This window comes from Mucilaginibacter rigui, from assembly GCF_014773275.1.
Taxonomy (GTDB): Bacteria; Bacteroidota; Bacteroidia; order Sphingobacteriales; family Sphingobacteriaceae; genus Mucilaginibacter; species Mucilaginibacter rigui_A.
Map to the genome: position 1 here is coordinate 441,766 of NZ_JACWMW010000003.1, position 26,011 is coordinate 467,776.

Consider the following 26,011-nt stretch of genomic DNA (forward strand, 5'->3'; position numbering starts at 1 on the left):
GATATTAAAAATGGTATTGAATTTCTATCTAACTAAGAACATATAAACCAGCCATAAGAAACAATTAAACTTACTATATAAAAAAAAGATCATGTCCCAAAAACATCAACTTATTTCCGGCACATTCAAATCAAGTGAGGCTCTGTCTATAATTATGAGTTTCTATAATCATAAGATAAATTACCATAATATTCAAATGCTTACCGCTATGGAGCGAAACGATAGCAACATCGGTATGATTCAACAAAAAGTAAAAGAATTACAAAATACCAGCGACGTTATAAGGAAGATTTTGAGTGAGGGTATCGACCGCGATCATGAAGTGGAGGTTACAGGTTTTATTGAGATAAATTTAGATCCATTACTCAATGTCAGCTAAGGTCGATGTTTCTATTAGAACCGCCGGAAAAAAATTACTACAACTTATCAACCTCGAAAGAAAAGAAGTTGGGCAGATATACTTTTTTTCTACGCTTACCGGCCTAATTCAGCTTTCGCTTCCATTAGGGATACAAGCAATTATAGGTTTGCTTTTTGGAGGAGTATTGTCAGCATCACTGGTGGTGTTAATCTCATTTGTAGTATTAGGTGTTTTATTTAGCGGGATAATCCAAATAATGCAAATGCGTGTAACTGAAAGTATTCAGCAACGTATTTTTACGCGTCTTACATTTGCCTATGCCTACCGTATACCTCGTATTGATCTTTTAAGTATAGACAGCTATTATTTGCCTGAGCTTGTAAATCGCTTTTTTGATACGGCAAGCTTGCAAAAAGGACTATCTAAACTATTGCTTGATATTCCTGGAGCTTCTATCCAGATGCTTTTTGGCCTGACGCTTTTAAGCTTTTACCATCCTGTTTTCATCATATTCGGCGTAATGCTTTTAGCTATAGTTTGCATTATATTTTATTCAAGCAGCCATAAAGGTTTTACTACCAGTATGGAAGAAAGTGACTACAAGTACCAGGTTGGTCATTGGTTGGAAGAAATATCAAGGGCGATTAAAACCTTTAAATTTTTTCAAAAGCATCAATTGCATATGAAGAAGACCGACCAGATTACGGTTGGGTACCTTGATGCACGAACCTCGCATTTTAAAGTGCTGGTGTTTCAGTACCGTATATTAATTGCGTTTAAAGTGCTCATAACTGCCGCAATGTTAATTATTGGAACATTATTATTTTTGAACCAGCAAATCAATTTAGGCCAGTTTATAGCAGCAGAGATTATTATCATTGCCGTACTTAATTCAGTTGAAAAGCTGATCGTAAGTTTGGAAACCATGTATGACGTTTTGACTTCGATTGAGAAGCTTGACAAAGTATTGCAAAAGCCCCAGGATAACTTAACGAACAGATTACCGGCAGAAACTTTATTATTAGATGCCCCTTTACATGTAGCTGTCAAAGATTTAACCTTTTCTTTCAACCAACGCAGGACCGTTATTGATGAGCTTACGTTTGATGTTAAACCTGGAGAAAAGCTTTGTATTAATGGAACGGAGGGTTCTGGAAAGACAACATTACTGCGAATTATTGCAGGACTATACAAAGGTTTTAGCGGGCAAATTTTAATTAATGGCGTACCGTTGCAAAACATACCATCACAACTATTACACTCGCGTGTGGCTGTGTTTTTTGCTCAGGAGGAGCTGTTTAGCGGTACCCTATTCGAAAATTTAACTATGGGCAATGATAAAATAAACTTCCCCTTTATAGCTGAAATTTGCGAATTGGTAGGGTTACAGAAATTCATCTACGAAAATCAGGATGGCTACCAAACACTGCTTGATCCGCAGGGACAAAAGCTTTCCTACAGTGTAATACAAAAAATATTATTGGCCAGATGTTTCCTGTTAAAACCTGCTTTGATCATCATGGAGAATGGCTGGCAGGGGATTGAAAATGATCACCGTAGTTTAATTATTGATAAACTGATAAAGGACAAAAGTTTTAGTTTGATCGCGGTATCAGACCTGGAAGAATTAACCAACGGGTGCGACAAGCTTATTACATTAAGTAAATAGTTACAATGTTTTTGGAAAAGAATACACAAACTACTCGTTTTCTGCAATACCAATCATTTAAAACGGCTATGAATGCGAGTGACCATACCAGTAAAGTTAGATGGCTTGCAGGTATTGCCATATGCGTTTTGGTCGCCTTGTTTTTGCCGTGGACACAAAATATTCGTTCGAAAGGTAATGTATCAACACTTGATCCGCAGCAACGGCCACAACAAGTAAATACTATGATACCCGGGCGCATCGCCAAATGGTATGTACGTGACGGCGCTATGGTCACCAAAGGAGATACCTTACTGCAAATAACCGAAACCAAAGACGAATATCTTGACCCGGAACTTACAGAACGTACGTCTGAACAGTTACAGGCAAAAGATGATGCAAATGAATTTTACAAGAGCAAAGTTAAAACAGCCGACCAGCAAATGTCTGCGCTGCAGCAAAGCCTTGATCTTAAGATCAGCCAACTTAATAACAAGTTAAAACAGTATAGGTTGCAGGTACAATCAGACAGTATAGCGATGGCCGCGGCGGCCAACCAATTTAATATAGCTGATGTGCAATTAAAAAGGCAGAAGGAGCTTTATCAGGCCGGTTTAAAATCACTTACTGAATATGAACAGCGACAGCAATATTACCAGGATGCCTTATCAAAGAAAATAGGCACCGAGAATAAGTTTTATAATGCCAAGAATGAACTATTAAACATTAAGCTTGAACTGTCAGCCACGTCACAAGATTATACAGAGAAGATATCAAAGGTGTCCGGAGAGCGATTTACTTCACTTTCCCTTGCGGCGAGTGGTGCGGGTGAAATATCCAAGCTTAAAAACCAATTGTTTAATTATAAAGCCCGGGGGAACTTCCATTACATCATTGCACCCCAAAACGGGCAGGTGGTGCAAAGTATAAAGGCTGGTATAGGTGAAACAGTCAAAGACGGAGAACAATTACTTACCATAGTACCACTTCGCTTTCAAAAAGCTATTGAAATTGGGGTTGACCCTAATGATATGCCATTGATTAGCAATGGCCAGTTGGTGCGGGTACAATTTGATGGGTTTCCGGCTATTGTATTTTCTGGCTGGCCGCAGGCATCGTATGGCTTATTTACAGGTAGAGTAGCAGCCATTGATAACAGCATTGATGCGTCGGGCAAATTTAAGGTATGGATACAGCCCGATGAAAGCACTAAAAAGTGGCCGGCAAATGTGCGGTTTGGCACCGGATGCCAGGTTATTGCATTACTTAATAATGTACCGGTGTGGTACGAGTTGTGGAGGCAGCTTAATGGTTTTCCGCCAAATTTTTACACAGCCGCAAGCACTAATAAGAGTAAAGCTGAAACTAAAAAATGAAACGACTAACCTTAGCTTTTACTTTATGCCTGATGAGTGTAAACACTTTTGGGCAGGACCAATTATTAACACTTAACGAATACCTTGGATTGGTTAAACTTTATCATCCTATTGCATTGCAGGCAGGATTGAATAAAGATAAGGCCTTTTACACACGCAGGGAAGCCATTGGTGGTTTTGACCCCAAAATTGAGGTTAACAGTGAGCGAAAAATATTTAATGGAACTACGTATTATGACTATTTGATGCCCCAGGTTAAAGTGCCGCTTTGGTATGGTGCCGACCTGAAAGGAAGCTACACCAAGTACGATGGTTACTACGTCAACCCGGAAAATAAAGTGCCTATTGAGGGCTTAAGCTATTTGGGGCTTTCGGTGCCGTTAGGCAAAGGATTAGTAATCGATGAGCGCAGGGCAGCTTTACAACGGGCAGCTATCTATCAAAATATTGCGGCTAACGACCAGCAGCAAATGCTAAACGACCTTTTTATTAGTGCTACCACCACCTATGCAGAATGGCTGAATGCCTGGTTGAATACGCAGGTTTTTTCAAAAGCCGTGGATCTGGCACAGGTTCGTTTGAACGGTACTGCCTTATTATTTAAAAATGGCGATAGGCCGGCAATTGATACACTGGAAGCGTTAGCCTTGCTACAAATCAGGCAGCAAAAGTTGATTGAATATCAAACGTTGCTACAAAATAAGAAGAATGATCTTGCGGCATATTTATGGCTTGAAAATTTAATACCTACAGATCCGGCCAAACTTAATATTAGGCCTGATTCTGCTTTGGTTAGTATGTCAATTCCTGATAGTTTGCTCTTGAAGGAACCGGCTGCTATTTCTGCCCAAAACCCTGATGTAAAAGATTATAGCTTTAAAGTTGACCAACTGGAAATAGATCGAAAATTAAAATTAGAAGAAATTAAACCCACGTTTAACGTAAATGTTGGCATTCTTAACTCAGGTAGAAGGCTTTTTAACAATGTTACGTTCGATTGGTTGCAAAACAACCAAAAATTGGGGTTTTCTATTGCTATGCCGCTAACCTTCACCAAGCAAAGGGCAGCCTACATTCTAAGTAAAATTAAGATAAAAGAGGCGCAATATTCTTTGTTGGAAAAGCGCAACCTGGTAACTGTAAAATGGAATAACTACCGCAATGATTTTATAAATCTTGATAGGCAGGTTTTGATAAATACCAAAATACAAAAAAACAACCAAGTGTTACTCGATGGAGAAGAAACCAGGTTTAAAATGGGCGAAAGTTCGTTGTTTCTGATAAATTCTCGCGAGCAAAAAGTGGTTGAAACACAGGAAAAGCTAAATGAAATATATACAAAACGTATTAAGGCAATTCAATATCTTAAATGGCTGGCAAACAGTTGGTAGTACTATCTTCAACCTAATTGGGACACACCAGTTCCCGGAGATGCACTGTTCAGTAGATTGCCTCCATTTATTTTTTTATTTTGAATTATTTCTTGAGAAACTTGTAGCTGATCTGTGTGTCTACTTGTTCTCTATGCATCTCATACTCGATCTGGTTAGTGTTGAAACTTACGATATAGGTTTTATACCCTGATTTATTGTGGGCTACGTTTATACCTATCCGCTATTCGATTATCCTCGGGAGTTGAAATAATCTTCTGAGTATGTCAATGCCTTGAAGCATCGCGCTTTGCAAGTACATGGAATGAAAGAACTGAGCAGGGAGGAAAAGGAAATGAAACATCTGTTCCAAGAGCAAAGGAAAAAAGAAAGTCGGCAGCAGGAACAATAGCAGCAACGATCCAAATCACAGGACCAGAGTTGGGGGCAGATGGTAAAAAGGCGATTGGGTGTCGATAGATATTACCCCCTACATCATCGTATTTCACCTGCTATTTTAGCAGCTTCACCTTTTCCATATATAGCCAACGGAAATAAAATGGTTAATTTAGGGGATGGATAAGAATGAACAGCGCATTTGCGGGTATAGCTCCCTGCTGATCGCTCTGATGGTGAATTCGGCCCGTTTACTGGCTTTACGGCCAGATGGTATCATGGCGCATTACTGGCAATTCGATCTTGGGGAGCTGATTTTCCAGTTCTTCTTTAATTTGGCGTTTTGCGGCTTGCTATTTTACTTGAACCTGAAAAAAGATATAGCCTTCGTCAGGTTCCGGGAACAAAAACGGTATGGCATTTATTTCGCTGCTAACGGACTTTTGATTTTTTTGCTCATGGTGACCGCGAATTTCATTCAATATACTCTTTTTTCAGGTAACCATTTACCCGGCGCGTATAGGATGGGATATTTTGCCCGTTTTGGACTGAGTGCCGTCCTGATCGCCATCATTATCAGGATAATGCTGCTGCTCAGGGAAAGTAAACAAAAAGACAAAGACCATGAGCAATTAAAAAGCGCGTATCTGGAAGCACAGCTGGAACTGCTGAAAGAACAGCTGAATCCGCACCTGCTTTTCAATTCGCTGAGCAGCCTGTCCGGGATTGTCAGGGAGGACCCCACGCTGGCACAGTTCTATATTTTTCATTTGTCTAAAGTATTCCGCCATGCGCTTGCGCGTTCGGGTACAGCGCTGGTAACGGTTGCGGCGGAAATGGAAACGCTTAGATCTTACGTGCAACTCCTGAACATGCGCTTTGAAGAGGCTTTTCGTCTGGAAACTGACGTTGAGCAGCCTTATCTGGAGGCGATGATCCCGCACCTGTCCTTACAGCCATTATTGGAGAATGCCGCCAAACACAATTCCGCCACTTTAGAAAATCCTTTGATCGTGCGTATCTATACTATGGAAGAACAGCTGATCGTCAGCAACAATCTCCAGGAAATAGCCGTGCCGGAAAGCAGCACCGGGATTGGTCTGGTAAACCTGAACGAGCGTTTTCGCCTGCTGGTGAAAAGCGAAATTGAGATCGAAAGGTCGAACGAAATATTTACAGTTAAGCTACCTTTAACCCGATGAAAGCGCTGCGGATAGTACTTATCGAAGATGAACCGGTTACGGCCCGCAACCTGGCGCATATCTTGGAGCACCTGGATGAAAACATAAGTATCATCTCCATGCTTACCGGCGTCAAAGAAGCGGTAGGCTGGTTCAATGCACATCTGCATCATTATGATCTTGTTTTTATGGACATCCGGCTGACTGATGGCTTATCATTCGAGATATTCAAACAAGCCCGGGTTAACCGGCCAGTGATATTTGTGACCGCTTATAACGATTATGCCATTGAAGCCTTTAAAAATAACGGTATCGACTATATCCTGAAGCCTTTTAATGAGCAGGAGGTGGCGCGTGCGCTGCAAAAGTTTGAAACCCTGTTCAGGTCGGCAGAACAGGTGCCGGATGGTTCCATGTTCACCCGGCTGCTGGAACAGTTCCAGGCCAGTGTTAAGTCCTACAAAAAATCCTTCCTGGTGCATTATAGGGATAAGCTGGTGCCGGTGGAAACGGTAAAGATCGCCTGGTTCTATACAGAGAGCGAAATGGTTTACGGACATACCTTTGACGGAAAGCAGTACATCCTGGATTTTACCTTGGAGCAACTGGAACAGCAATTAGATCCCCAATTGTTCTTTCGGGCGAACCGGCAATTTATCATTAACCGGGCGGCCATCTTGGAAGCTGACTTTTATTTTAATGGCAGGCTGTCCGTAAAAGTTAAACCGGAGCCGGCAGAACGCATCCTGATCAGTAAAGCGCGTGTACCCGAATTTAAAAGCTGGATGAATACCTAAACACTTCGCCCCCGGATTTTTCAGCCTTACCTGATCTTAGCTACCTGCTCCCTGTTTTATTTGTAAACTTTACATCGTTAATAAAAACGAAGTAAATGAGACATCAGATCGGTCTATACCGCCTTTATATTTCGGCAAGTTCGTCTGAACCATTGGTTAATTCAGCCCCCGTTTAAGATGTTTCACCCCGAATGTAAAAACTCTGCCTATATGATCCGGTCATACATTTAGAATAAAAACACAAGTAAATTAAATTTATTAAACTATGAAAAAGTTCATTTTGATCCTCACACTAGCATTAACTGGAATAGGTTACGCCCATGCCCAAACACGCGTAGTTGTCAGACCCGCTCGGAAAATTGTGGTCGTACGCAGGCCGGTCATCAGGCCCGGTGTAGCCGCACCCGCCCGGGTTGTTGTTATACGCCCGGTTCTACGCAGGCGCGTAGTTGTTGTGCATTGATCCCTTTTATTATTAGCTGAAGGATCTTAAACAATTAACATCAATAAAAAAACATGAAAAAGAAAAATCAACAAAACAAACCAGCGCTTACCCTTACGTTAAGCCTGCTGGTGATGCTGTTCGCCCAGTTGGCCACTGCACAAAATATCACCGGGATGAAGGATAAAAAACCGGAAGAAAGAGCGCTGTTCCAGACCAGCCTGATGAAAAACAAGCTTAGCCTGGATTCAGTGCAGCTTACCAAGGTACAGGCGATCAACCTGAAGTATGCGTTAAAAAACGATCCGATCATCAAAGGCAATGGCAGCAAATTCTCTAAGTTTAAACAGATCAAAGCCTTGCAAAAAGAAAAGGACGGGGAACTGAAAAAGATCTTTACTGCCGAGCAGTATAAGCAATACCAGGCATTTGAAGCAGAGATAAAAGAAAAAATGAAAGCAAAAATGGGTCAGCAATAATAGCGGTACGTTTATTCACACTCATTCACAAAAAATATACAATGAAATCTATTCTTATTAAGATGAGCTTTTTATTGCTGCTGATATCGGGCTGTTCAAAAAAAAGCGACAGTAACACGAATACCGAGCCCATAGATGATGACCTTGCAGGGCCGATCTCCCGTCCGTCATCCGGCTACGGTGCCGACGGTATCTATAAGGTCGCCGAAATCAGTTTTCCCAACACCGAATATCCCGGCACTCAAGTAACCATTTTCTATCCTGCGGGAATTACCTCGGCTCGGCCGACGATCTTCTATTCTCACCCCTATGGTGGTGAGAATAAGGAATATAACCGGGGCTTATTCGAGTTTATCGCAAAAAAGGGCTATGTAGTCGTATTTGTGCCTTACCCGACAATGGACATCAGTATTGACCATCGTTATTTAACATTATGGACCGGCTTCACTAAAGCTGCTGCTGATTACCCAAATATTATCGATACCAAAAAAGTGGGCTTCATGGGGCATTCTTTTGGTGGTGGGGCGTCTATCGGGTTGTCCTACAAGGCCTTTACTGAAAAAGGATGGGGAGAGGACGGGCGATTCCTGTTCACGATGGCACCCTGGTACAGTTATCAGATCACGCCAGCGCAGCTGGCAAGCTTCCCGGCCAATACAAGGATGATCACCCAGGTGTATGATGAAGATGTCTATAACGATCACCGGTTGGCCATAGACATCTTTAAGAACATCAGTATTCCTAATGCGGAAAAAGACTACTGTTACCTGAAATCATCGACGGTGGCCGGCTACAAATACGCCACGGAACATAACCTGCCCAATAGCCGCTCCGCTTATGACGCCTATGATTATTACGGGGTGTACCGTTTGCTGGATGCGCTGATCGACTATAGTTTTAACAACAGCCAGGCCGGTAAGAATGTGGCCCTGGGCAATGGCTCTGCCGAGCAGGTGACTATGCCGGGGTATAAAGGTGAATTCATGGCCCCGCTGGAGGTTACGGATAACCCCAGCCCCAAATACGAACAAAGCAAATACCTTTTTCCCTGCAACAGCCTTGATAATCCAAGGATTGCTAATTGTAATTGATCAAGCCCTATACAATGAAAAAAATCATTGTGCTATTTATGGTACTGACCGGGTTCGGCAGTGCCCGCGCCCAACAGCCTTTTGCCAAAGTAGACCAATGGCTTGATGAACAGGTTTCCGGTATGGGGGGGCGCCTCATACTGATGGTGTGCAAAGATGGAAAAGTGGTTTACAGCCATGCGGTAAACGATATGGGTATGAAAGATAAAATGTTGGTTAAACTGATCGCAAAGAAGCAGGGCAAACCAGCCGATCTCAGCGGTTATACCGCGAGCTCCCGGCAACCAATCGCCAGCTGCAGCAAATGGCTGAGCGCAGCCCTGGTGATGACCTTTGTAGATGAGGGTAAATTAAAGCTGACGGATACCGTAGGGAAATTCTTTCCGATATTGTCTCAAAATAAAAAAGGATCGGTCACCATCAGCGAATGCCTTTCTCATCTAACCGGTATACGGTCTCCCGATCTGCGGGAAAACCTGGCGGAAATGGGGCTGGTGAACAGCATGGAAGAAGAGATCGGTAAGATCGCGGCTTACCCTATGGAAGGCCAGCCCGGCAAGGTGTTTCGATATAGCAATACAGGATTACAGATCGCCGGTGCGGTGATCGAAAAGATCAGCGGCAAAAGTTTTGAAACCCTGTTCAACGAGCGGATAGCGACTCCGCTGGAAATGAAGCAGACTGATTTTGGTGAGGGGAAAGTTGCCTTACCGGCCGGTGGTGCCGTTAGTACGCCCGGTGATTATATGAATTTCCTTGCTATGATCCTCAACAAAGGAACGTTTAATGGCAAACGCGTATTGTCAGAAAGCAGTATTGCACAGATGCAGGTCAACAGGATTTCACCGGCTGTGAAAGTGTCCTACAGCCCGGCAGAGGCGGGAGGTTTGGGCTATGGCTACGGGGAATGGATCATGGGCAAAGGTGTCGTGAGCAGCCCAGGCCTGTTCGGCAGCTTCCCCTGGGTAGACAATGAGAAAGGATACTCTGCTTTCTTAATGGCCTTCTACCTAAAATCAGATGGAAGACAAGAGAAATACGCCGAACTCAGGAAGCTGGTCGATCAGGCGCTTAAATAAAAGGTCTGCCAGGCCGATCATTCATATAAACTATGATCAACCATAAATTTATGCACACCTTAGGATAAATGATAAAAATTACTACGATTCTATAAGTTTTGAACAGATTTCAAATTATTGTGATGTAGTTAACTCAACAAGTGGGATATATAATTATATAAACCTTTGTTCCAGTTGAAATATAGTAGCTGCATTATATCATGTCTGCAATCCTCACTAAGAAAGCTCATAATATTTGTTGCTGATTAGCAGCCATAATAAGTTCGGCTACATTTTTCACCCCAAATTTTTGAATAAGGTTCTTACGATGGGTATCAATAGTAAGCGGACTTAAAAATAATTCCTGGCCAATCACCTGGCTGGTCTTGCCTGAGGCTATCATAGACAGTATTTCTTTCTCCCTCCGGGTAAGACGCGGTGCCCCCTGTAATTCATTTTTTGATGGCCGGCTAATTATTTCCATCACCGCTTTGCTATAACAGATGTTTCCTTTTACCGCTTCTGAAATACAATATCTAAGCTCTTCAACAGCGCTGTTTTTAAGCAAGTAGCCACTGGCACCATTTTGAATGGTTTGCATGATAATGCTTCTCTCAGTATGATTGCTTAAAATAAGTATAGTGGCCATTACTGATTCCTTTTTGATCATATGGCATAGTTCCATTCCATTAATATCAGGAAGCGTAATGTCCAACAAAATGAGATCTACTGGATTAGTCCTGATATACGAAAGAATATCCGCGCCGCTGCAAAAACCGCCAACAAGATGTATGTTATCCTCATGTTGTAGCAATGTCTTTAACCCCTCGATCACAATAGGGTGATCGTCAACTATCGCGGTTAGTAATTTAGGCGTCTTCATCGATATTGAGTTCGATATTAATGGTTGTTCCTTCATTGATAATTGACTGTAATTCAAACTTGCCATTTAAGAAAGTGATCCGGTTTTTAAGGTTATCTAAACCCATACCCTTCTTATTTTCGAGCATAGCCGTATCAAATCCGCAGCCATCATCCTCAAAGGTTATAAAAAAAATGTGATCGTTCTGACTGCATTGTAACATTATATTTGAAGCCTTCGCGTGTTTGATAGCATTAGAAATAAGCTCCTGTACCATGCGATATATGCTAAGCTGTACGCTCAGCGAAATGTTTTTTTGGATATGAAAAGTCTGAAAATCAATGTGTAACTCATCGCGCATATAAAACTCACACAAGTCTTTCAACGCCACTTCCAGCCCAAACTTCAGAAGCGTTTCCGGTAACAAATTACGGGCGATACGCCTCAGCTCCGAAACCGAAGAGTCCAGTTGGCCAATAATGTGGTTCAGGTCTTTGTCCCCGGATAGGTCCGAGTTATTGTTTGACCAACCCGATAAACCTATTTTTACACCCGCCAGCATTCCGCCCAGTCCGTCATGCAGGTCGCGGGCAACGCGTTCCCGTTCATGCTCTTCGCCATCAAGCATGGCCTTGGTTACTTTAAGCTGCTGTTTTTGCTCCAGGTCATGGAGTTGCTGTTGATAGTTGATCTCCTTTTGAGCCGCAAGTTTCCGGTTGTTTTTCGCATTCAGGATCACCAGTCCAAGCATAATGAGCAGCGATAAACAACCGATGGCCAGCAGCCAGTTGTATAAATGCTCATTCCTGGCTTTCAAGGCTGCTTGTTTGTTTTGCGCCTGTAAAGCAGCAATTTTCTGACGGTTTTCCGCAGTGCGGTATCGGGTCTCCAGTTCATTGATCTTTAGCCCGGTCTGGTCCTTGTGGATACTATCTGTTAGTACCTGATACTTATTCATCCAGAAGTAAGCGGCTTTGTAGTCATTCAGGTTTTTGCTGGTTTTTGACAATTCTGCGTAAATCGTCGCCTTATCATTAGCGGTTGCCATAAGCGTGCCATCCTTTGTAATATCCAGTAAAACTTGTCTGGCTTTGGCATACGCTTTCTGCTGTCCGTATACTTCATATTTTCTGAACAGGAACTGCTGATGCAATTGTTTCTGATTGTATTTTTTTGCAAGAACAATTCCCTTATCAGCGCTTACCAGCGACTGTTCAAAAGATTTAACAGTAAAATAGTATAAAGCTTCGTTATAATAATACAACGGATAGTTTACGGATTCGGGATATGCACTTATTATCGCTTTAGCTTTTGCTAACAAAGGCTTTGCCTTTGCTGATTTGCCGTCATAGCAATAGATGCTTACACCACTCAGATAAGCAAACAAAAGATTGGTTGAGCGTGGGCTTTCGGTTTGCAACAGCTCAATTGCCTTTTGATTATAGGTCGCCGCCTTGGCGAACTGGTAATTGTTCATTAATACGGTAGAGAGCTGCGTGTAGAAATGCGCCAGCATTACTTTTTCACCAGCTTTTTCAGCTTCCGGCAGAACTTTTTCAAGTATAATGCGGGTAATAAACTCGTATCCTTTGGTATCTCTGTTCATTATGGCGTAGTTGAACCACGCAGCTGCACGCCTGCCATGTGCTTTCGGGGTGTTAAACGCCGAAAAGGCCTCTTCCGCTTTTTTAAAGGCAGCAGCAGCTTTAGCCGCGTTCCAGTTAAAATAATACTGCCCTTCATAAAAATGCGCCAATGCTTTAAAATAGGGGTATTTCGCTGCAAGTTGTTTGCCGCGCATTAAATACGTTTTACTTTTCACGGTATCCTTGAATTTCCAGTATTCAACCAATTGGAAATTAGCATTGGCCTTTGCACTATCCGGTCCATTTGACCGCAGGACGTTTTCCAAACTGTCGACGTGCTGTTTTTCATTTAGCGGGATCTGTTGCTGCGCTAAAGCGTGGACGGTTATCAGCAGGCAGATAAGGATCAGATAAATTTTCTTCATTTCAATCACCGGCAGGTCAACAGATATGGCCTGCCGGATTTAAATATGCAGCTAAAAATTCAGAACCTGCTAAAAGTTATGACCACTAATGATAAAATACCTAAAAATCAGGAGAAAAAAAACCACCATTAAGGGGATTTTAAGTGCCAGGGCCAACGGATAGTTTTGCGGTCTATCTATTATCTTAATCAAATAACTATGAAAAAATCATTTTTTAAAAATTTAATTGCCTTTACTATTTGTGCCGTTTTGTTTGCAGGTTTCTCATCATGCAGCAAAAAAAGCAGCAACGATCCCACACCCTCTAACGGGCGTAACGCCAAATTTACGGTTACAGTAACAGGCGCGCCAGCATCCGCTTATCTATCCTTTGTAATGGTAGGGTTAACCAACGACCCGAAAGACGCTACTGTTTGGAAGGTAAACGGTGTTGTACAAAACAACGAAAGTTCCGTAAGCCTGAGTAAAAATAACTTTAGCGGAAACACTAAAACCTATATCATAGAATCCGTTAAGCCATTAACTGCGGTTAGCGTTGGTATACAATGTTTAAATGTAGAAGATTCGCCTTATAAAGTTAGCTATAAGGCAGAAATAAACGGTGAAGTTAAAAACGATGAAAAAGACTTTACCGTTACCAAAACGGCAGATTTTACCCACGATTATACTTATTAAAAAGGCGGTTACGAAATTGTTGAGTGAAAACATACATCTACATAAAATCAATAAACTATGAAAAAGATCATGATCATTTGTGCAGGCCTGATATTATTTGGTTTCACGACTACCAGGGCACAGGCTGTTCTGGACAAAATTGATAGGGCAACCGATAAAGCTGACCGGGCTGGTCATACAGCAGACCGTACAAAAAGTACCGGCGATAAAATCCTGGGGTTTTTTGGCAAAAAGAAGAATAGCTCTTCATCATCTGAAACAAAAACTACCGTGAAAATTAGCGGCGTTGACTTTGCAACCTTACGAAATATTAATGATAAACTGCAGGCAGTGAAAGGGATTGAAAGCACCAAGATGAAATACGGCGCATCGGGGTCTTCGATTACGCTTCAGCATTCGGGTTCTACATCAGATATTCTTAAAACCCTCCAAAAAGCTTCTCCGGAAGTGTTTGCTGAAAAGAATATTGACGGCATGGATGACGGTGAGATATCAATAAAATTAAAATAATTAAACAATACCATGGGTGATACCACCCGAACAATTGTGCTGTCTGCTGAAGTGATACCAGGTACATCAGCAGGCAGTTCTTTTATTTAAATTAAATATCATGAAAAGCATAACATCCAAATTGAAATTTGCATGCATTATTGTAATGGCGCTGGCCATAATGGGTCTGTCTGCCTGCAAAAAAAACGGAGGAACAGCAACAGGAGACGGAGAGAAATTCTTTACCTGTAAGATCAACGGCAAGTTGCGTGAGTTTAATTACCATGTGAACGCCAATGACAAACCCGCTACAGATACCGTACATTTCGTAGTGGTAGGGGGATGGGAAAAGGAGGATATGGTTACCGGATTTGGTATAGATATGCAACTTAAGGAAGGTGCAAAAGAAACAACCTATACCTCCAATGGTACAAGCAACCTGTTGCTTTCCGGGAAATACTATATCCAGGATATAAAGAATGGTAAGATTGTAGGTACAACTATATATAATGGCGGAGACCTTGATGGTAGTAGCTTTATCTTGACTATTACCAGTTTGACCAAATGGGGCGTTAAGGGGACCTTTTCGGGAAAGCTAAAGCTTCTTGGCGGTGATGATTACGTTACCGTTACCGAAGGGAAATTTTCAGCACCCTATAATTGATCTTTCACTTTAATCTCTATCATTATGAAAAAATATCTTTTGATCGCCGGGCTGCTTATACTGTTTAGCACTCTTACTATATTTCAGGTGGCAGCGCAAAATTTTGATTTTAACGAAGATTTCGCTAAGTACGATATCGGCACAAGCCCGCGCAGCATTAAAACAAGCGGCGCGGCAACGATTGCCCGGCCCCAGGGCCAACAGGGTAAATGGCTGATACTTCAAGATAACATTACCTATAAGCTCAACAGGCCTGCTTCCCTTCCTAATAGCTTTACTTTTGAGTTTGACATACTGGCCCAGGCAGAACAAATTAAAGACATATCGCCCATATCATTCGGTTTCGTGAAAGACAATGCTGCCAGAGATTATATCAGCAACGGCGGCGCCTTTGTTCAGCTGCATTATTATGACGCGGATGCTGTTAACATAGGCAACTATGATTTAAAAAAGGAGGCAAACACTAAGTTTGATCTTTCGGCAACCGCTAACCGCCTGTTGCATGTTAAGTTGGTCGTACGCGGTAATCAAATGGCTGTGTATCTGGATGACATCAAACTGGCGGACACAAATCTTTTTCAGCCCCGGTCAGCCAGGTATTTTTATATCAGTGGCCCTAATAAATCTGAAAACGGCGCCAGGTTATTTATCAGCAATTTTAAAATTGCAGGTTCCTGATCAATTTCAATACTACATGAATGTAATGGCTTATCTACTATCTAAAATGGAAAAACAATTATTGGTGACATAGTGTCTCTCAAGTAAGAAACTTATCCACATAAAAGGGCGAAAATAAAATTTTTCCTGGTTTGTAATTAATAGTTAACTAAATTGATACCATTTACTTTCAAGTTGTGTATCGCAAGGTAGTCGATATAAATATTTAAAAGTTCATCGTTATCGCTACACACACTGTTTACGATAAGCCAGGGCTGCTATCGTCCTCAAAGTCAGCTGCGGGAAAAGGTTTCGGTGTTTCCGTTATCAAGCCTAACCAATATTTTATAACCCATTGCGTCGACTATCTCACCTTTTCCTGCAGGGCTGATCACCCGCTGGCCTTTTAAAAAATGCTCATCATTATTGCTGTTTAGTTTGGTAAGTACTCAATTGCGCAACACATTCCGGTTCGGCACTTTTTTCAGCGCTCATTTTTTTATCTGATAAAGCATAATATGATGTTTAATGAGTGTAATTATACAACTTTTAGTTGCTAAACTATGTTTTTTAAATTAATAAAATTAGTTAAAAATAAATTACAAAACATAAATATTAACCTATGTGTTGTGAAAACATTAGTTAACAACTTTTAGATCTATGGCAAAACCTGTATCTCCCTGGCTATATAATATCAGTAAGCAACTGGCTGCGGCAGAATTACCTGTTATTTATGAATATGAATATGTTGGTTATTTCTTTCGTGTTCATACATTGGCCGAAACCTGCTGGCTGGTAGTTACGTGGACCAATAAACAACAGGTGGCTTTTCGCCTTGCTTATTCGCCGGAAGACCTGCTGGCAATTGAAGAGCCGAAAGAGCAAGATGGAAAACTGACATTTTTAATTGGCTCCGGTATAGGAGATTATGAGGTAACGTGCGTGTTGCCTAAAAGCGAGACACCCGTATTACGCTTAACCACTACGCTGATGCCGGCAACGCCTATGTTATTTCCTTATTGGCCGCGGGATATTGTACCCATAGGTTTACCGCAGGGTGAAGTGAAAGCCAGCCAGGTGGGAACACGATCCGGGCAATTATATTTTACAATAGCAGGGGCGAAGGGCGGTTCGGTGCTTTACATGCAAAATCTGACTGCGCTGGCAGATTATAACCAGCAGACAGAAACCTCTGCCGGGGATACTGTTGGTGGCGAATGGCCCGAGATCGGCTTTGCTTTGCCTCCAACGTTGAAAAATAAGCCACTGGAAGCAGGTGCAAGCTATATACTGAGTGATGCCTTTATCGCGCTGAGTGACGAGGTGCCGGCAGACGAACCTGCGATGGTTAGGCAATACCTGGACCTGCTGGCTGCTATTTATTTGCAATTACCTAAGCCAGCTACAGAATATAAAAACTGGCCGGAAATTCTCGATAAGGGCCTTTTCGACTTGCAGGACAGCCCGGGTTGCTGGGCACAGGTTGCCGGTAATCATTACTTCAATGCCTATGTCTGCGATTACCAAACCCCGCCGGAGATAATGGTACAGTTGGCAATCCTGCTGCCGTTACTGGATTATGTAGAGTGGAACGATGGCGAATTATCGGTTATGAAAAAGATCAAAGCCGGGCTGGAGGCTTTTTATAATAAAGATTTGGGCACAATTATGCGCTGGCACCCGCAGGCGCTGGATAAATTAAACGGAGAGGAAGAACACAAAAAGCCGCTGGTTATGGATGCGTGGTACCTGCAGCATCCGCTGCTGAACTTGTCTCGCCTGGCGCTTAAGGGTGATAAGATCGCTAAACAACTGTTTTTAGATTCCATAGGCTTTGCTATTAAGGTTGCGCATCATTTTAAGTATGAATGGCCAGTGTTTTATAAAATGGATACGTTAGAGGTAGTGAAAGCGGAAACTCAGCCTGGCAAAGGAGGTGAAAAAGATGTGCCTGGCTTGTACGCGCATATTATGCTACAGGCTTGGGAGCTAACGGGCGAAAAGCGCTATCTGGCTGAAGCTGAAAAAGCTGCATTGAAATTAAAAGGGCTTGGCTTCGAGCTGTTTTATCAGGCCAATAATACCTCTTTTTCAGCGGGCGCTTTACTGCGCTTGTATAAGATCACCAAGAAAGAAGTCTATAAAGAATTGAGCTATCTGTGCCTGGCCAATATCTTTAAAAATGTCCGGCTATGGGACTGTAACTACGGCTATGGCGTAAATTTTCCGTCGTTCTTTGCACTGTTTCCGCTAAGTGATGCGCCGTATACAGCGGCCTACGAAGAGGAGGAGGTGTTTTGCGCGTTTCATGATTACCTGCGCCATGCAGAAGATGAGGATATACTTACTTCGGCACGTTTGCTAATGGCAGAATATATCCGGTACCTGGTGGACCGCGCTTGTTACTATTACCCGCCAATGCTGCCAAAAGAGATGCTGGAGGAAAAAGTAAAAACCGGGGAACTCGATACTGATCTCTACATCGCTGTGGAGGATCTGCACGATGGTTGGGAAAAGTCCGGCGGTGTAGGTCAGGAAGTTTATGGCGCGGGTAATGCTTTCGGGATCTTACCGAGGCACTATATGCAGGTGGAAGGCCAGCCCTTTATGATCTACACGGATTATCCGACCTATGGGTTCTTACCGAAAAAACACCGGCCGGCGAAGTTCAGGCTTGCGGGCGACGGACGTTTGCAGGCGAGACTTTTGTTGGTGAAAACTGGTGATGATAAAATGCCGGTTCTGTCAGTTTTTGTGAATAACGGCAAAGAGGCATTGAAAGGTCAGAAAACCAAAGAAGGCCATCTGGAATACACAGTTCCGGGTAATGCCGAAGTAAAAGTGAACTGGTAATTGCGCTGCTTAGCGAGCGACAAGGTTTGTAAATAACAAATTATTAATTACCGGGATAATCGCCAGTTCATCCCTTGCTGCTGGAAACATTTGTTCATTGCCCGCCGGAACTATTACTTTGTTGGGGTAAAAACCTTGTTCACTTTTTCAGCTATTGCTATACGATTGGCACCGACGATGCCTGCCATTTATAGCAGGCCAGTTTATTTAATAAAATCTCTTCTATCAGACATAACGGTTTGTTAATGTGTATATCCTTATGTTAATTTTACTTTGGTTAAATATGGCTATTAAGCTACGCTGTTCCCCTAAAAGGAGCAGCGTAGCTTAATAGCTAATTATAGCCCGTTACTTAGTAAAGTCCCTGGTTAAATTTAGCTATGGCTGCTTTTGGGTCAGCCAAGTAGTCAGCGTACTGCTGGCCGGCTTCACCAACAAAAATCTCATAACGATCTTCATTCAAACCATTATAAATATCCGCAGCAGCAACTGCCGGTGGCAAACCATGTTGCTCTCCACCCATGTCTTTGGTTGCTTCTGTGTTGATGAGGGAAGGCATTACCTCAAACACTTTAATGTTTGTATCAGTTGACAAGGTTAAACGCAAAGCCACAGAATGTGAATGCAGGGCTGTTTTAGCATCTGAATAAGTCGGTAAAACCACGAGTGGATGAAAAGCCACATTTGATGAAATATTTACAATGGCCGCTTCAGGTTGTTTTTTCAATAGTGGTAACAAATTTTCGATCAGTCTAACCGGGGCAAAATAGTTCGTTTCAAATTCCTGTCTTGCTTTTTCCACTGCGTTTGCGCCTTCACCCAGTTTATAAACGAAGCCTATACCGGCATTGTTGATCAATATGCTGAGATCACAATATGCAGTTTCCAGTTTTGTAACCAGGCTTTTAACTGCATCTGCATCAGTCACATCGCAAACTATGTAATCAATGCCTAACGCTAATGCTGCTTTTTTTAGCTTTTCTGGGTTACGGCCAGATATAATAACCTTATTCCCTTTTTTAACTAAAAATTTTGCTGTTGCATAACCAATTCCCGAACCACCGCCGGTTACCAGGATTGTTTTGTTTGTAATGTTCATGATTTCTATTTTTTGGTTTTTATTGTTTTTGTTTAATGTGTTAGTTTTGAGTTTGCGTGTTTGTAATCAGATAGCTTGAAATATTTCTTCTTTAGGTTTACGAACTTTAGAGATTTGGGCAAACTCATCTTTCGATGAGCGGTGGCCTAACATAAATAGCAGGGTCCAATAGCTATGGAGGCCTGATTTTTGGTCCACGTGATGTGCAGGTTATAAGCCGTGTTGCCTAACATGCTGTTTACGAATTGTTCCAGTGGCTTCAGATTCTTGCGCTCGGTTTGCCTCGCAATTGCTGCTTTGTTAATGTAACCGATAAAAGTCTTTTCATCAACGTTAGCTTCCACTGTCACTATCATTACGTGTGCGCCGGTGGTAACCTGTTGTTGATTATTTGCTGCGCGGCTGATCTGCTCCAGCCTGTCTTTGTCTTCCATAATAAAAACTTATTAGGTTGCAAGCCAAGTGATCAAGGTTCCTGGCGAACCATCTGAATAACATCCGCAAGTATGGCCGGTACTGTTTTGGGGAAAGTTTCGTATTTTTTCGTAGCGTATCGCCATTCAAATGATGGAACTAATGACATGATATCAATTTTTTATGTGGAAATTATATTTAAATTTGCTTGTTATTTGCAAGTAAACAAAGGTAAATTATTTTACTTTCGATTTGCAAGTGTTATTTAACATATTAATGTCATGAAAGAAATTCAACATCGATCAAATTGTCCAATATCTTACTCACTGGATTATTTAGGGGATAAGTGGGTGTTATTGATCTTAAGGGATCTGATATTTACGAATAAATCAACTTACGGTGATTTTATAGCGTCGGAAGAAAAGATTGCCACAAACATTCTTGCAGACCGACTTAAGTTGCTGGAAGAAAATGGATTTATAAAATCCACGGTTTCCGCTGAAAAGAAAAATAAATTTATTTATAACCTTACTGAAAAAGGTATCGACTTGATCCCAGTGATCATGGAATTGATGGTATGGGGATCGAAATATAACCCTCCGGGTGCTAATAACTTAATACAGGAATTAAATAAGGATAAAGAGGGTACCATTCAAAATTATAAAAACAGGGCAAGAACGCGTATGAAAACAACGCCGGAGTAAGATAGCAAAGTGAATACCTTAATTTTTACTCTGATTTTGGGCTACCACCATTTGGCAATAAGTATGCATTAAAAATTAAAAAAATTGTTTGTTAACGATTCCCGAGCCAATGGAGAAAAAGTGTACTCTTATCTTTCCCTACCAACAGCTTTTCTTCTATAGGAATAGTTAGCTTGATCAAAAGTTTTCGCGCAAAATAATGCTCGACTTCTTTGATGGCGTTAAAATTGAGCAGGTATTGTCTGTTGAGTTTAAAAAAGTTCTTAGTGTCAAGCTGGCCGGATGTTTCTTCTAATGACTGATCTAAAGTAAAAAAGTCATTGTCAAAAGTCACCAGTGTGGTTTGCTCGTTCCGTGCAAAAATATAGGCTACGTTGTTAGTAGGTATAGTTGTGTATTTGCCGTTTTTGTAAACGAGAAAACTTTGCTTGCCTGTGTGTTGCTGGTTAATCTTGAGTATCTGTGAAATAAGCTCAGGTGATATTTGATTACCGCTGAGAGCGTTGGTCACCCGGTCTAATTTTTCAAATGCAGATCTAAATGATTCTTCAGAAAAAGGTTTAAGTATGTAGTCAATCCCATTTGCCTTGAACGCATCAAGCGCGTATTCATCATACGCAGTACAGAAAATAACCGGCGACTGGACATTGATTTTCTGAAATACTTCAAAACTTGAGCCGTCTGCCAACTGGATATCCATGAAAATCAGATCAGGCGAAGCATGGGATTTTAAGTAATCGACCGCGGCAGATACCCGCTGTATCGGGCCGTCAATTTTTACACCGGGACGAACATTGGATATAAATTTAATTAACGCCCTTGCCGTCTTCAATTCATCTTCAATTACTAATATATTCATTTACAGGAAGAGCTACGGTGAAAAAATTATTACTTGTTTCAACTGTAATGGTTTTACCCGCCAGGTGCATGTATCGCTGGTTGATATTTTCCAAACCAATTTTAGTAGATGGTTCGGGTATGTTCTTTAGCTGAAGATTATTACGAACAAGTATACGGTTTCCGTCCGACACGATCTCTATATGCAAAGGTTGGTCGAGCGAAATGATATTGTGCTTCACGGCGTTCTCAACAAGTAGTTGCAAAGTAAATGTCGGCACCAATACCCCATTATGGTTGGCGCTAAGCATAATTTCAATGGAAATGTCCTCCTCAAATCTCGATTTGATCAGGAAAAAATAAGGACTCAACATTTTCAATTCCTGTTCTATCGGCACCACGTCTTTTTGTCGGCTTTCTAACGAATATCGGTAAAAATCGGAAAGCTTGACAATAAAATCGGACGCATTTTCGTCGCCAAAATCAACCATTGACTTAAGTGTATTCAGACTGTTAAATAAAAAATGTGGGTTCACTTGCTGTTTAAGCAATTCATATTTAGCAGTCAGGTGATCGGCCTTGGTGCGTTCCAGTTCTATACCTTATACCTATTATCTGATTAATATAACTTTGATAAAGCAGATATAAAAACATGTAAATAGTCAGGTTGATCAATATGCCCCGAAACTGGTACATGAGCATCATTGAGCCGATCAATTTATTTTCAAATAAAATTTGATTGCAAACTACCAGTAAGCCAATTATTAAAATCCCCCAAGCCAAACTTTTAATGAGCCTAAGGCCAAAAAAACGAGTGGTTAACGCTTGGTTTGAAAATTTGGGGAGTGTGTATAAATTGTAAAACCATACATACAGCGAATAAATAAAAGCGATGATACAATCTATAACAACTTCGGTTAGGCTCACCTTCAATTGCAGGATTTTAGGGACCGAGGCAAGAATGCCCATAAAAGCGGCCGATGCCCAAATTACCTTTTGAGAAACAATAAAAATGCGTTTATTACCCTGCTGTATATATTTTTCAAAGATCATGGAATAATTGACGGATTTTGCGAGAGTATAAAGTGGATACGTGACGAACGGCCCGCAGTATCTGCTAACTTAACCAAATTTTTTCCGGAATATTTTTGATAATCTATTATTTTGTCTTCAGCCGTATCTGTATGAAGTGTTTCAACATAAATTAATTCCCCGGGTATACGGGCCCCAAACCAGTGCGGGTCGTTCTGCTGATGCCAGGTAACCAAAGTGAAGGAGGCACCAGGTACGCCTGATCGTACATCCTTACCTGCTATTATGCCTGCCTGCTTATTGCCGTAAAGAATACTCATGGTGCTGTCTCGATTGTTGATAAAAGAGGTTATTACTTTTTGGTGCAAATCTGATAATTTAAATGACGCGGGCAGCGAAGCTTTATTGTTGATCAGTTGGTCAGGATTGGTAGGATGCTCACAACTGCTTAATACAATTAACCCGCTTATGATAAAAAAAGACAATCGTTTCATTTTAGTTCTTGATTGGAAAAGTAAATACAAAATCATTGTTTTTCATAGGCTTGTGGCAATTTATACATTCTGTAGTAAACATTGCCGTTTTACCATAGGGGACTAATTTTGGTGTTTTAAAACGGGCAAAGCCCCAGCCTTTGGTAGCCTTATATTTCTGGGCATCTTTAATCATGTATTCCACTTGTTTAAAAGCACCGGTTGTTACATTTCCGTCTTTATCTTCCAACTTATCCCAGGCTGCTTTTGCAAATATAGTTCCATTAGGCCAGGGGTTGATGTGGTGTTCTTTTACAGCTTTTACCGCGATATCGTTACCATAAATAACCCGCGTAGTGCCGTTGTCAAATCGGTCTGAGGTACTGATGACTTGCCAGTTCTTGTAATCGGGAATATAAGTGATACCGTTTAAACTTTCAGTCACCTTAGTTTTTAGCGCCTCAGGCATAGCCTTGAGTTGCTGGTCACGTGCGTTTATTTTGGCCGTATCATTTGGCATACTATGTACCATTCCATTAAGGTATTGCTTCAAGACGGCTAAATCCTGAGCAGATACTTTAGCACTTGTATGTACCATCTCATAGCTTTTGATCGGCATAGCGCTTTGCTCAATTTGATTAACAGCCTCCCATAGTTTGGCCTTTTGGTCAGCAGGAGCCAGTTTGTCCCAATTTGAAAAGTTGAGTACTTTTCGTCCATCACGAACGTGGGCCGCTACCTGCCAAAATACAGGCTGCACCTGATCAAACCAGCGTAAATTAGTTTGGTTGGAATGGCAGTCATAGCAAGATCTTACAAGGATGGCTTTCACATCTTCGGGTGCCTGAAAATCCTGTGTTACCGGTGGGTTTTTAAGGTTAGGCCTGAAGAATTGGATACAAATTATTATAATTAGCGCTACCGCAACAAAAAGCAAAATGAACTTTTTCATGATCTGGTTAAATTTCTGGATAGAAATTAAATTATTAACGACCTGTCTGAAAACAAAAAAAACGTGGACTCGGCAAATTTTGTGTTGAATCCGGCGAGCGAGTTGGTATAAATAATAGCTTAATTAAACATATCACTCTTTCCATGCAATTCTGCGGTCTACGTCACTTGAAATTATTCTACTTGGCTAATCAGCGTGTGGCTCATAGGAAGGCTTTGACAGGTTACCCGAAGCATTTATCGGCTTGTTTGAAGGCCGCAACGAAGGAAAAATGATTGTAAAACTTTAATCATAAAATTATGCAAACAACTTATTTATGATGGTGATAAAAGTGGTTAATCCTTATCTCCGGGCCTGGCCCGGAGATATACCCTGTCTTTTTTTGAAAAAGCGATGAAAATAGGCTACTTCTTTGAAGCCTAAACAGTAAGCGATCTGAGAAACGGTTAACTGACTGTGGCGCAACATGTATACGGCTTCAAACAACAGTCGTTCTGCGATAAGTTCTGTAGTCGTTTTTCCTTTTGTTTCCATTACAGCGTGGTTCAAATGATTAATGTGAACGGACAATTGGCAAGCGAAATCGGCTGCCGATTTTAAGCTTAGGGTCTGCATCGGTACATGGATCGGGAATTGCCGGTTGAGCAGATCTACAAAAGCGTCAGTCAACCTGGATGATGCAGTCCGCGTACTTTTGCCCACTAGGGCTGATGAAAGTTTATTACCAAAATGAAACAGGATCGACAAATAATTCCTCAACAGTTCTTGTTTGAGCGCATAATCTGCTTTTAGTTCGGCATTCATTGTTTCAAATAAAGCTATTGCTTCCCGGCATTGAGAAGCATTGAGCGGAAAGACTGGATTGTTATTGAACTGCGTTAATGATGTATAGATCATCGATTCTTTATACTGATGCGTATACAGCATATCTTCGGTAAAGATACATATCCAGGCCTTCCTTTTATTGAGGTGGGTGCGCCATTCGTAAGAGGTCGCCGGTGTAGAAAAGAGGAGTGCGGGTTGTTTGATATTATACCATACGTCGTTGATCTGTACACTGCTCTTGTTCAATATCAAGGCCACTATATAAAAATTCCGCCGTTTGTACGCTCCTGGGGAATAATGACCATCAAGGTAAAACACGTTTAAATGCATAGATCCTAAGATACCGACGGGCGTTCCGCCTGTGTTGGCTTCAGGCCGACGCTCGTAATAATCGACTAAGCTTTCATGTTTATATTTTCCCATAAGTAAAGCAATATGCCCTAATTGATAAAATGGAGAATGTTACAACCGGGTGAGCTGATCATATAGCCATATACCCTTTATACTACAAATGGTATATGGCCGGCAATTAATTAGCGTTTAGCAAAGTTTTTGATGGTATCTGTAATTTGTTGTTCGATGTTTTCACCACCGAGCTGGGCAAAACGAATGACACCATTTGGATCGATCACAAAGGAAGTTGGATACATACTAACATGGTAAGGTTTACTGACTGCCCCGGCTTTAGGGAACAAATTATAGGCAAATTTATGCTGGGTAAGGAAGTTTTTTAGCGCTTTTGCATCATCTAATGCCAAGCCAAGGAATACAACCGGCTGGCCATGGTAACTTTTTACTAAATCGTTCAAATGAGGCATTTCTTCAACGCAACCGGGGCACGCCACGAACCAAAAGTTCAATACCACGGTCTTGCCTCTTAACGAAGATAGCGTCCAGCGTTTACCTGCCAAATCGGTTAGCGTAAAGTCAGGTGCAGGTTGATTGAGCAGTTTATTCAGTTCAGCTTTATCTCCGTCTATTGCCTTCACAATATCGTTAGTCATTGGGGATATAAAGACAAGATCTGGTTGTTTGGCATCATGTTGCATGCGAAATTGCTTGCTTCCCCATGCTTTTTCTACGCTATCCAGTTTATCGTAAGTAACAATTTTACCATCCGGCAATTTGTAGCGGGTATTGTCAACTTGTTGGGCAAATACACCTATACATTGGCAAATCAAACAGGCACTAATTAAAATCTTTTTCATACTTAATTTCTTTCTACAAAACTATCACCGGAATGGCTGCTGATTGTTAACTGGAGA

26 protein-coding genes are annotated in these 26,011 nt (G+C 41.5%); 15 read left to right on the plus strand and 11 right to left on the minus strand.

Features of this window, described 5'->3' with window-relative positions:
- The first annotated feature begins 91 nt into the window (after nt 1-91).
- From IDJ75_RS15440 to IDJ75_RS15480, 9 genes are all read left to right on the plus strand, one after another.
- Nucleotides 92-379: a hypothetical protein gene (locus IDJ75_RS15440; protein ID WP_191176523.1), complete on the plus strand. Its 288-nt coding sequence runs from the start codon at nt 92-94 to the stop codon at nt 377-379.
- On the plus strand, nt 369-2,030 hold the full coding sequence (locus tag IDJ75_RS15445) for a peptidase domain-containing ABC transporter (RefSeq protein ID WP_191176524.1): 1,662 nt from the start codon (nt 369-371) through the stop codon (nt 2,028-2,030). Before IDJ75_RS15440 ends, IDJ75_RS15445 begins: the two co-directional genes overlap by 11 nt.
- Nucleotides 2,031-2,041: 11 nt before the next feature.
- Nucleotides 2,042-3,385 carry an HlyD family secretion protein gene (locus IDJ75_RS15450; RefSeq protein WP_224746624.1) on the plus strand — a complete coding sequence of 448 codons (1,344 nt, stop codon included), beginning with the start codon at nt 2,042-2,044 and terminating at the stop codon, nt 3,383-3,385.
- The gene (locus IDJ75_RS15455) at nt 3,382-4,776 is read left to right on the plus strand and encodes a TolC family protein (protein WP_191176525.1); all 1,395 of its coding nucleotides are present in this window, start codon (nt 3,382-3,384) and stop codon (nt 4,774-4,776) included. The genes IDJ75_RS15450 and IDJ75_RS15455 overlap by 4 nt, the downstream gene beginning before the upstream one ends.
- A 554-nt stretch (nt 4,777-5,330) precedes the next feature.
- Entirely contained in the window at nt 5,331-6,353 is a 1,023-nt protein-coding gene (locus IDJ75_RS15460) for a sensor histidine kinase (protein WP_191176526.1), read from the plus strand.
- Nucleotides 6,350-7,129, plus strand: coding sequence for a LytR/AlgR family response regulator transcription factor (locus IDJ75_RS15465; protein ID WP_191176527.1), 780 nt, complete (start codon nt 6,350-6,352; stop codon nt 7,127-7,129). The genes IDJ75_RS15460 and IDJ75_RS15465 overlap by 4 nt, the downstream gene beginning before the upstream one ends.
- Nucleotides 7,130-7,645: 516 nt before the next feature.
- Nucleotides 7,646-8,050, plus strand: a complete 405-nt coding sequence (locus tag IDJ75_RS15470; protein ID WP_191176528.1) for a hypothetical protein — start codon at nt 7,646-7,648, stop codon at nt 8,048-8,050.
- Nucleotides 8,051-8,091: 41 nt separating this feature from the next.
- Nucleotides 8,092-9,141 (plus strand): alpha/beta hydrolase, encoded by a 1,050-nt coding sequence (locus IDJ75_RS15475; RefSeq protein ID WP_191176529.1) that lies wholly within the window; start codon nt 8,092-8,094, stop codon nt 9,139-9,141.
- 14 nt (nt 9,142-9,155) lie between these two features.
- A complete protein-coding gene (locus IDJ75_RS15480) occupies nt 9,156-10,220 on the plus strand; it encodes a serine hydrolase domain-containing protein (protein WP_191176530.1) in 1,065 nt (354 codons plus the stop codon).
- 226 nt (nt 10,221-10,446) lie between these two features.
- Here the strand turns inward: IDJ75_RS15480 and IDJ75_RS15485 are convergent, their stop codons facing one another.
- Nucleotides 10,447-11,082, minus strand: a complete 636-nt coding sequence (locus tag IDJ75_RS15485) for a response regulator (RefSeq protein WP_191176531.1) — start codon at nt 11,080-11,082, stop codon at nt 10,447-10,449.
- Nucleotides 11,069-13,072 (minus strand): sensor histidine kinase, encoded by a 2,004-nt coding sequence (locus IDJ75_RS15490; protein WP_191176532.1) that lies wholly within the window; start codon nt 13,070-13,072, stop codon nt 11,069-11,071. Before IDJ75_RS15490 ends, IDJ75_RS15485 begins: the two co-directional genes overlap by 14 nt.
- Nucleotides 13,073-13,270: 198 nt before the next feature.
- On the opposite strand from IDJ75_RS15490, the gene IDJ75_RS15495 reads away from it, so the two are divergent.
- The 5 genes from IDJ75_RS15495 to IDJ75_RS15515 all read left to right on the plus strand — a co-directional run bounded on the left by IDJ75_RS15495 (nt 13,271) and on the right by IDJ75_RS15515 (nt 18,410).
- Nucleotides 13,271-13,747: a hypothetical protein gene (locus IDJ75_RS15495; protein ID WP_191176533.1), complete on the plus strand. Its 477-nt coding sequence runs from the start codon at nt 13,271-13,273 to the stop codon at nt 13,745-13,747.
- 57 nt (nt 13,748-13,804) lie between these two features.
- Nucleotides 13,805-14,257: a hypothetical protein gene (locus IDJ75_RS15500; protein WP_191176534.1), complete on the plus strand. Its 453-nt coding sequence runs from the start codon at nt 13,805-13,807 to the stop codon at nt 14,255-14,257.
- 100 nt (nt 14,258-14,357) lie between these two features.
- On the plus strand, nt 14,358-14,900 hold the full coding sequence (locus IDJ75_RS15505; protein WP_224746625.1) for a hypothetical protein: 543 nt from the start codon (nt 14,358-14,360) through the stop codon (nt 14,898-14,900).
- Nucleotides 14,901-14,924: 24 nt separating this feature from the next.
- Nucleotides 14,925-15,578: a hypothetical protein gene (locus IDJ75_RS15510; protein ID WP_191176535.1), complete on the plus strand. Its 654-nt coding sequence runs from the start codon at nt 14,925-14,927 to the stop codon at nt 15,576-15,578.
- A 639-nt stretch (nt 15,579-16,217) separates the two neighbouring features.
- Nucleotides 16,218-18,410: a hypothetical protein gene (locus tag IDJ75_RS15515; RefSeq protein WP_191176536.1), complete on the plus strand. Its 2,193-nt coding sequence runs from the start codon at nt 16,218-16,220 to the stop codon at nt 18,408-18,410.
- A gap of 352 nt (nt 18,411-18,762) precedes the next feature.
- Here the strand turns inward: IDJ75_RS15515 and IDJ75_RS15520 are convergent, their stop codons facing one another.
- Nucleotides 18,763-19,509, minus strand: a complete 747-nt coding sequence (locus tag IDJ75_RS15520) for an SDR family oxidoreductase (RefSeq protein WP_191176537.1) — start codon at nt 19,507-19,509, stop codon at nt 18,763-18,765.
- Nucleotides 19,510-19,655: 146 nt separating this feature from the next.
- Complete coding sequence (locus tag IDJ75_RS15525) at nt 19,656-19,943, minus strand: nitroreductase family protein (RefSeq protein ID WP_191176538.1); 288 nt, start codon at nt 19,941-19,943, stop codon at nt 19,656-19,658.
- Nucleotides 19,944-20,204: 261 nt separating this feature from the next.
- Here IDJ75_RS15525 and IDJ75_RS15530 point away from each other — a divergent pair, with 261 nt between their 5' ends.
- Nucleotides 20,205-20,627, plus strand: a complete 423-nt coding sequence (locus IDJ75_RS15530) for a winged helix-turn-helix transcriptional regulator (RefSeq protein ID WP_191176539.1) — start codon at nt 20,205-20,207, stop codon at nt 20,625-20,627.
- Nucleotides 20,628-20,718: 91 nt separating this feature from the next.
- Here IDJ75_RS15530 and IDJ75_RS15535 read toward each other — a convergent pair whose 3' ends face one another.
- The 7 genes from IDJ75_RS15535 to IDJ75_RS15560 all read right to left on the minus strand — a co-directional run bounded on the left by IDJ75_RS15535 (nt 20,719) and on the right by IDJ75_RS15560 (nt 25,954).
- The gene (locus IDJ75_RS15535) at nt 20,719-21,486 is read right to left on the minus strand and encodes a LytR/AlgR family response regulator transcription factor (RefSeq protein ID WP_191176540.1); all 768 of its coding nucleotides are present in this window, start codon (nt 21,484-21,486) and stop codon (nt 20,719-20,721) included.
- Nucleotides 21,467-22,000, minus strand: coding sequence for a sensor histidine kinase (locus IDJ75_RS21190; protein WP_317173783.1), 534 nt, complete (start codon nt 21,998-22,000; stop codon nt 21,467-21,469). The genes IDJ75_RS15535 and IDJ75_RS21190 overlap by 20 nt, the downstream gene beginning before the upstream one ends.
- 22 nt (nt 22,001-22,022) lie before the next feature.
- Nucleotides 22,023-22,517, minus strand: coding sequence for a hypothetical protein (locus IDJ75_RS21195; RefSeq protein ID WP_224746627.1), 495 nt, complete (start codon nt 22,515-22,517; stop codon nt 22,023-22,025).
- The gene (locus IDJ75_RS15545) at nt 22,514-22,990 is read right to left on the minus strand and encodes a hypothetical protein (RefSeq protein WP_191176541.1); all 477 of its coding nucleotides are present in this window, start codon (nt 22,988-22,990) and stop codon (nt 22,514-22,516) included. Before IDJ75_RS15545 ends, IDJ75_RS21195 begins: the two co-directional genes overlap by 4 nt.
- Before the next feature lies 1 nt (nt 22,991).
- Nucleotides 22,992-23,921, minus strand: coding sequence for a heme-binding domain-containing protein (locus IDJ75_RS15550; RefSeq protein WP_191176542.1), 930 nt, complete (start codon nt 23,919-23,921; stop codon nt 22,992-22,994).
- A 342-nt stretch (nt 23,922-24,263) separates the two neighbouring features.
- Nucleotides 24,264-25,169 carry a helix-turn-helix domain-containing protein gene (locus IDJ75_RS15555; RefSeq protein ID WP_191176543.1) on the minus strand — a complete coding sequence of 302 codons (906 nt, stop codon included), beginning with the start codon at nt 25,167-25,169 and terminating at the stop codon, nt 24,264-24,266.
- A 110-nt stretch (nt 25,170-25,279) separates the two neighbouring features.
- Nucleotides 25,280-25,954, minus strand: a complete 675-nt coding sequence (locus IDJ75_RS15560) for a peroxiredoxin family protein (RefSeq protein ID WP_191176544.1) — start codon at nt 25,952-25,954, stop codon at nt 25,280-25,282.
- Nucleotides 25,955-26,011 lie beyond the last annotated feature (57 nt).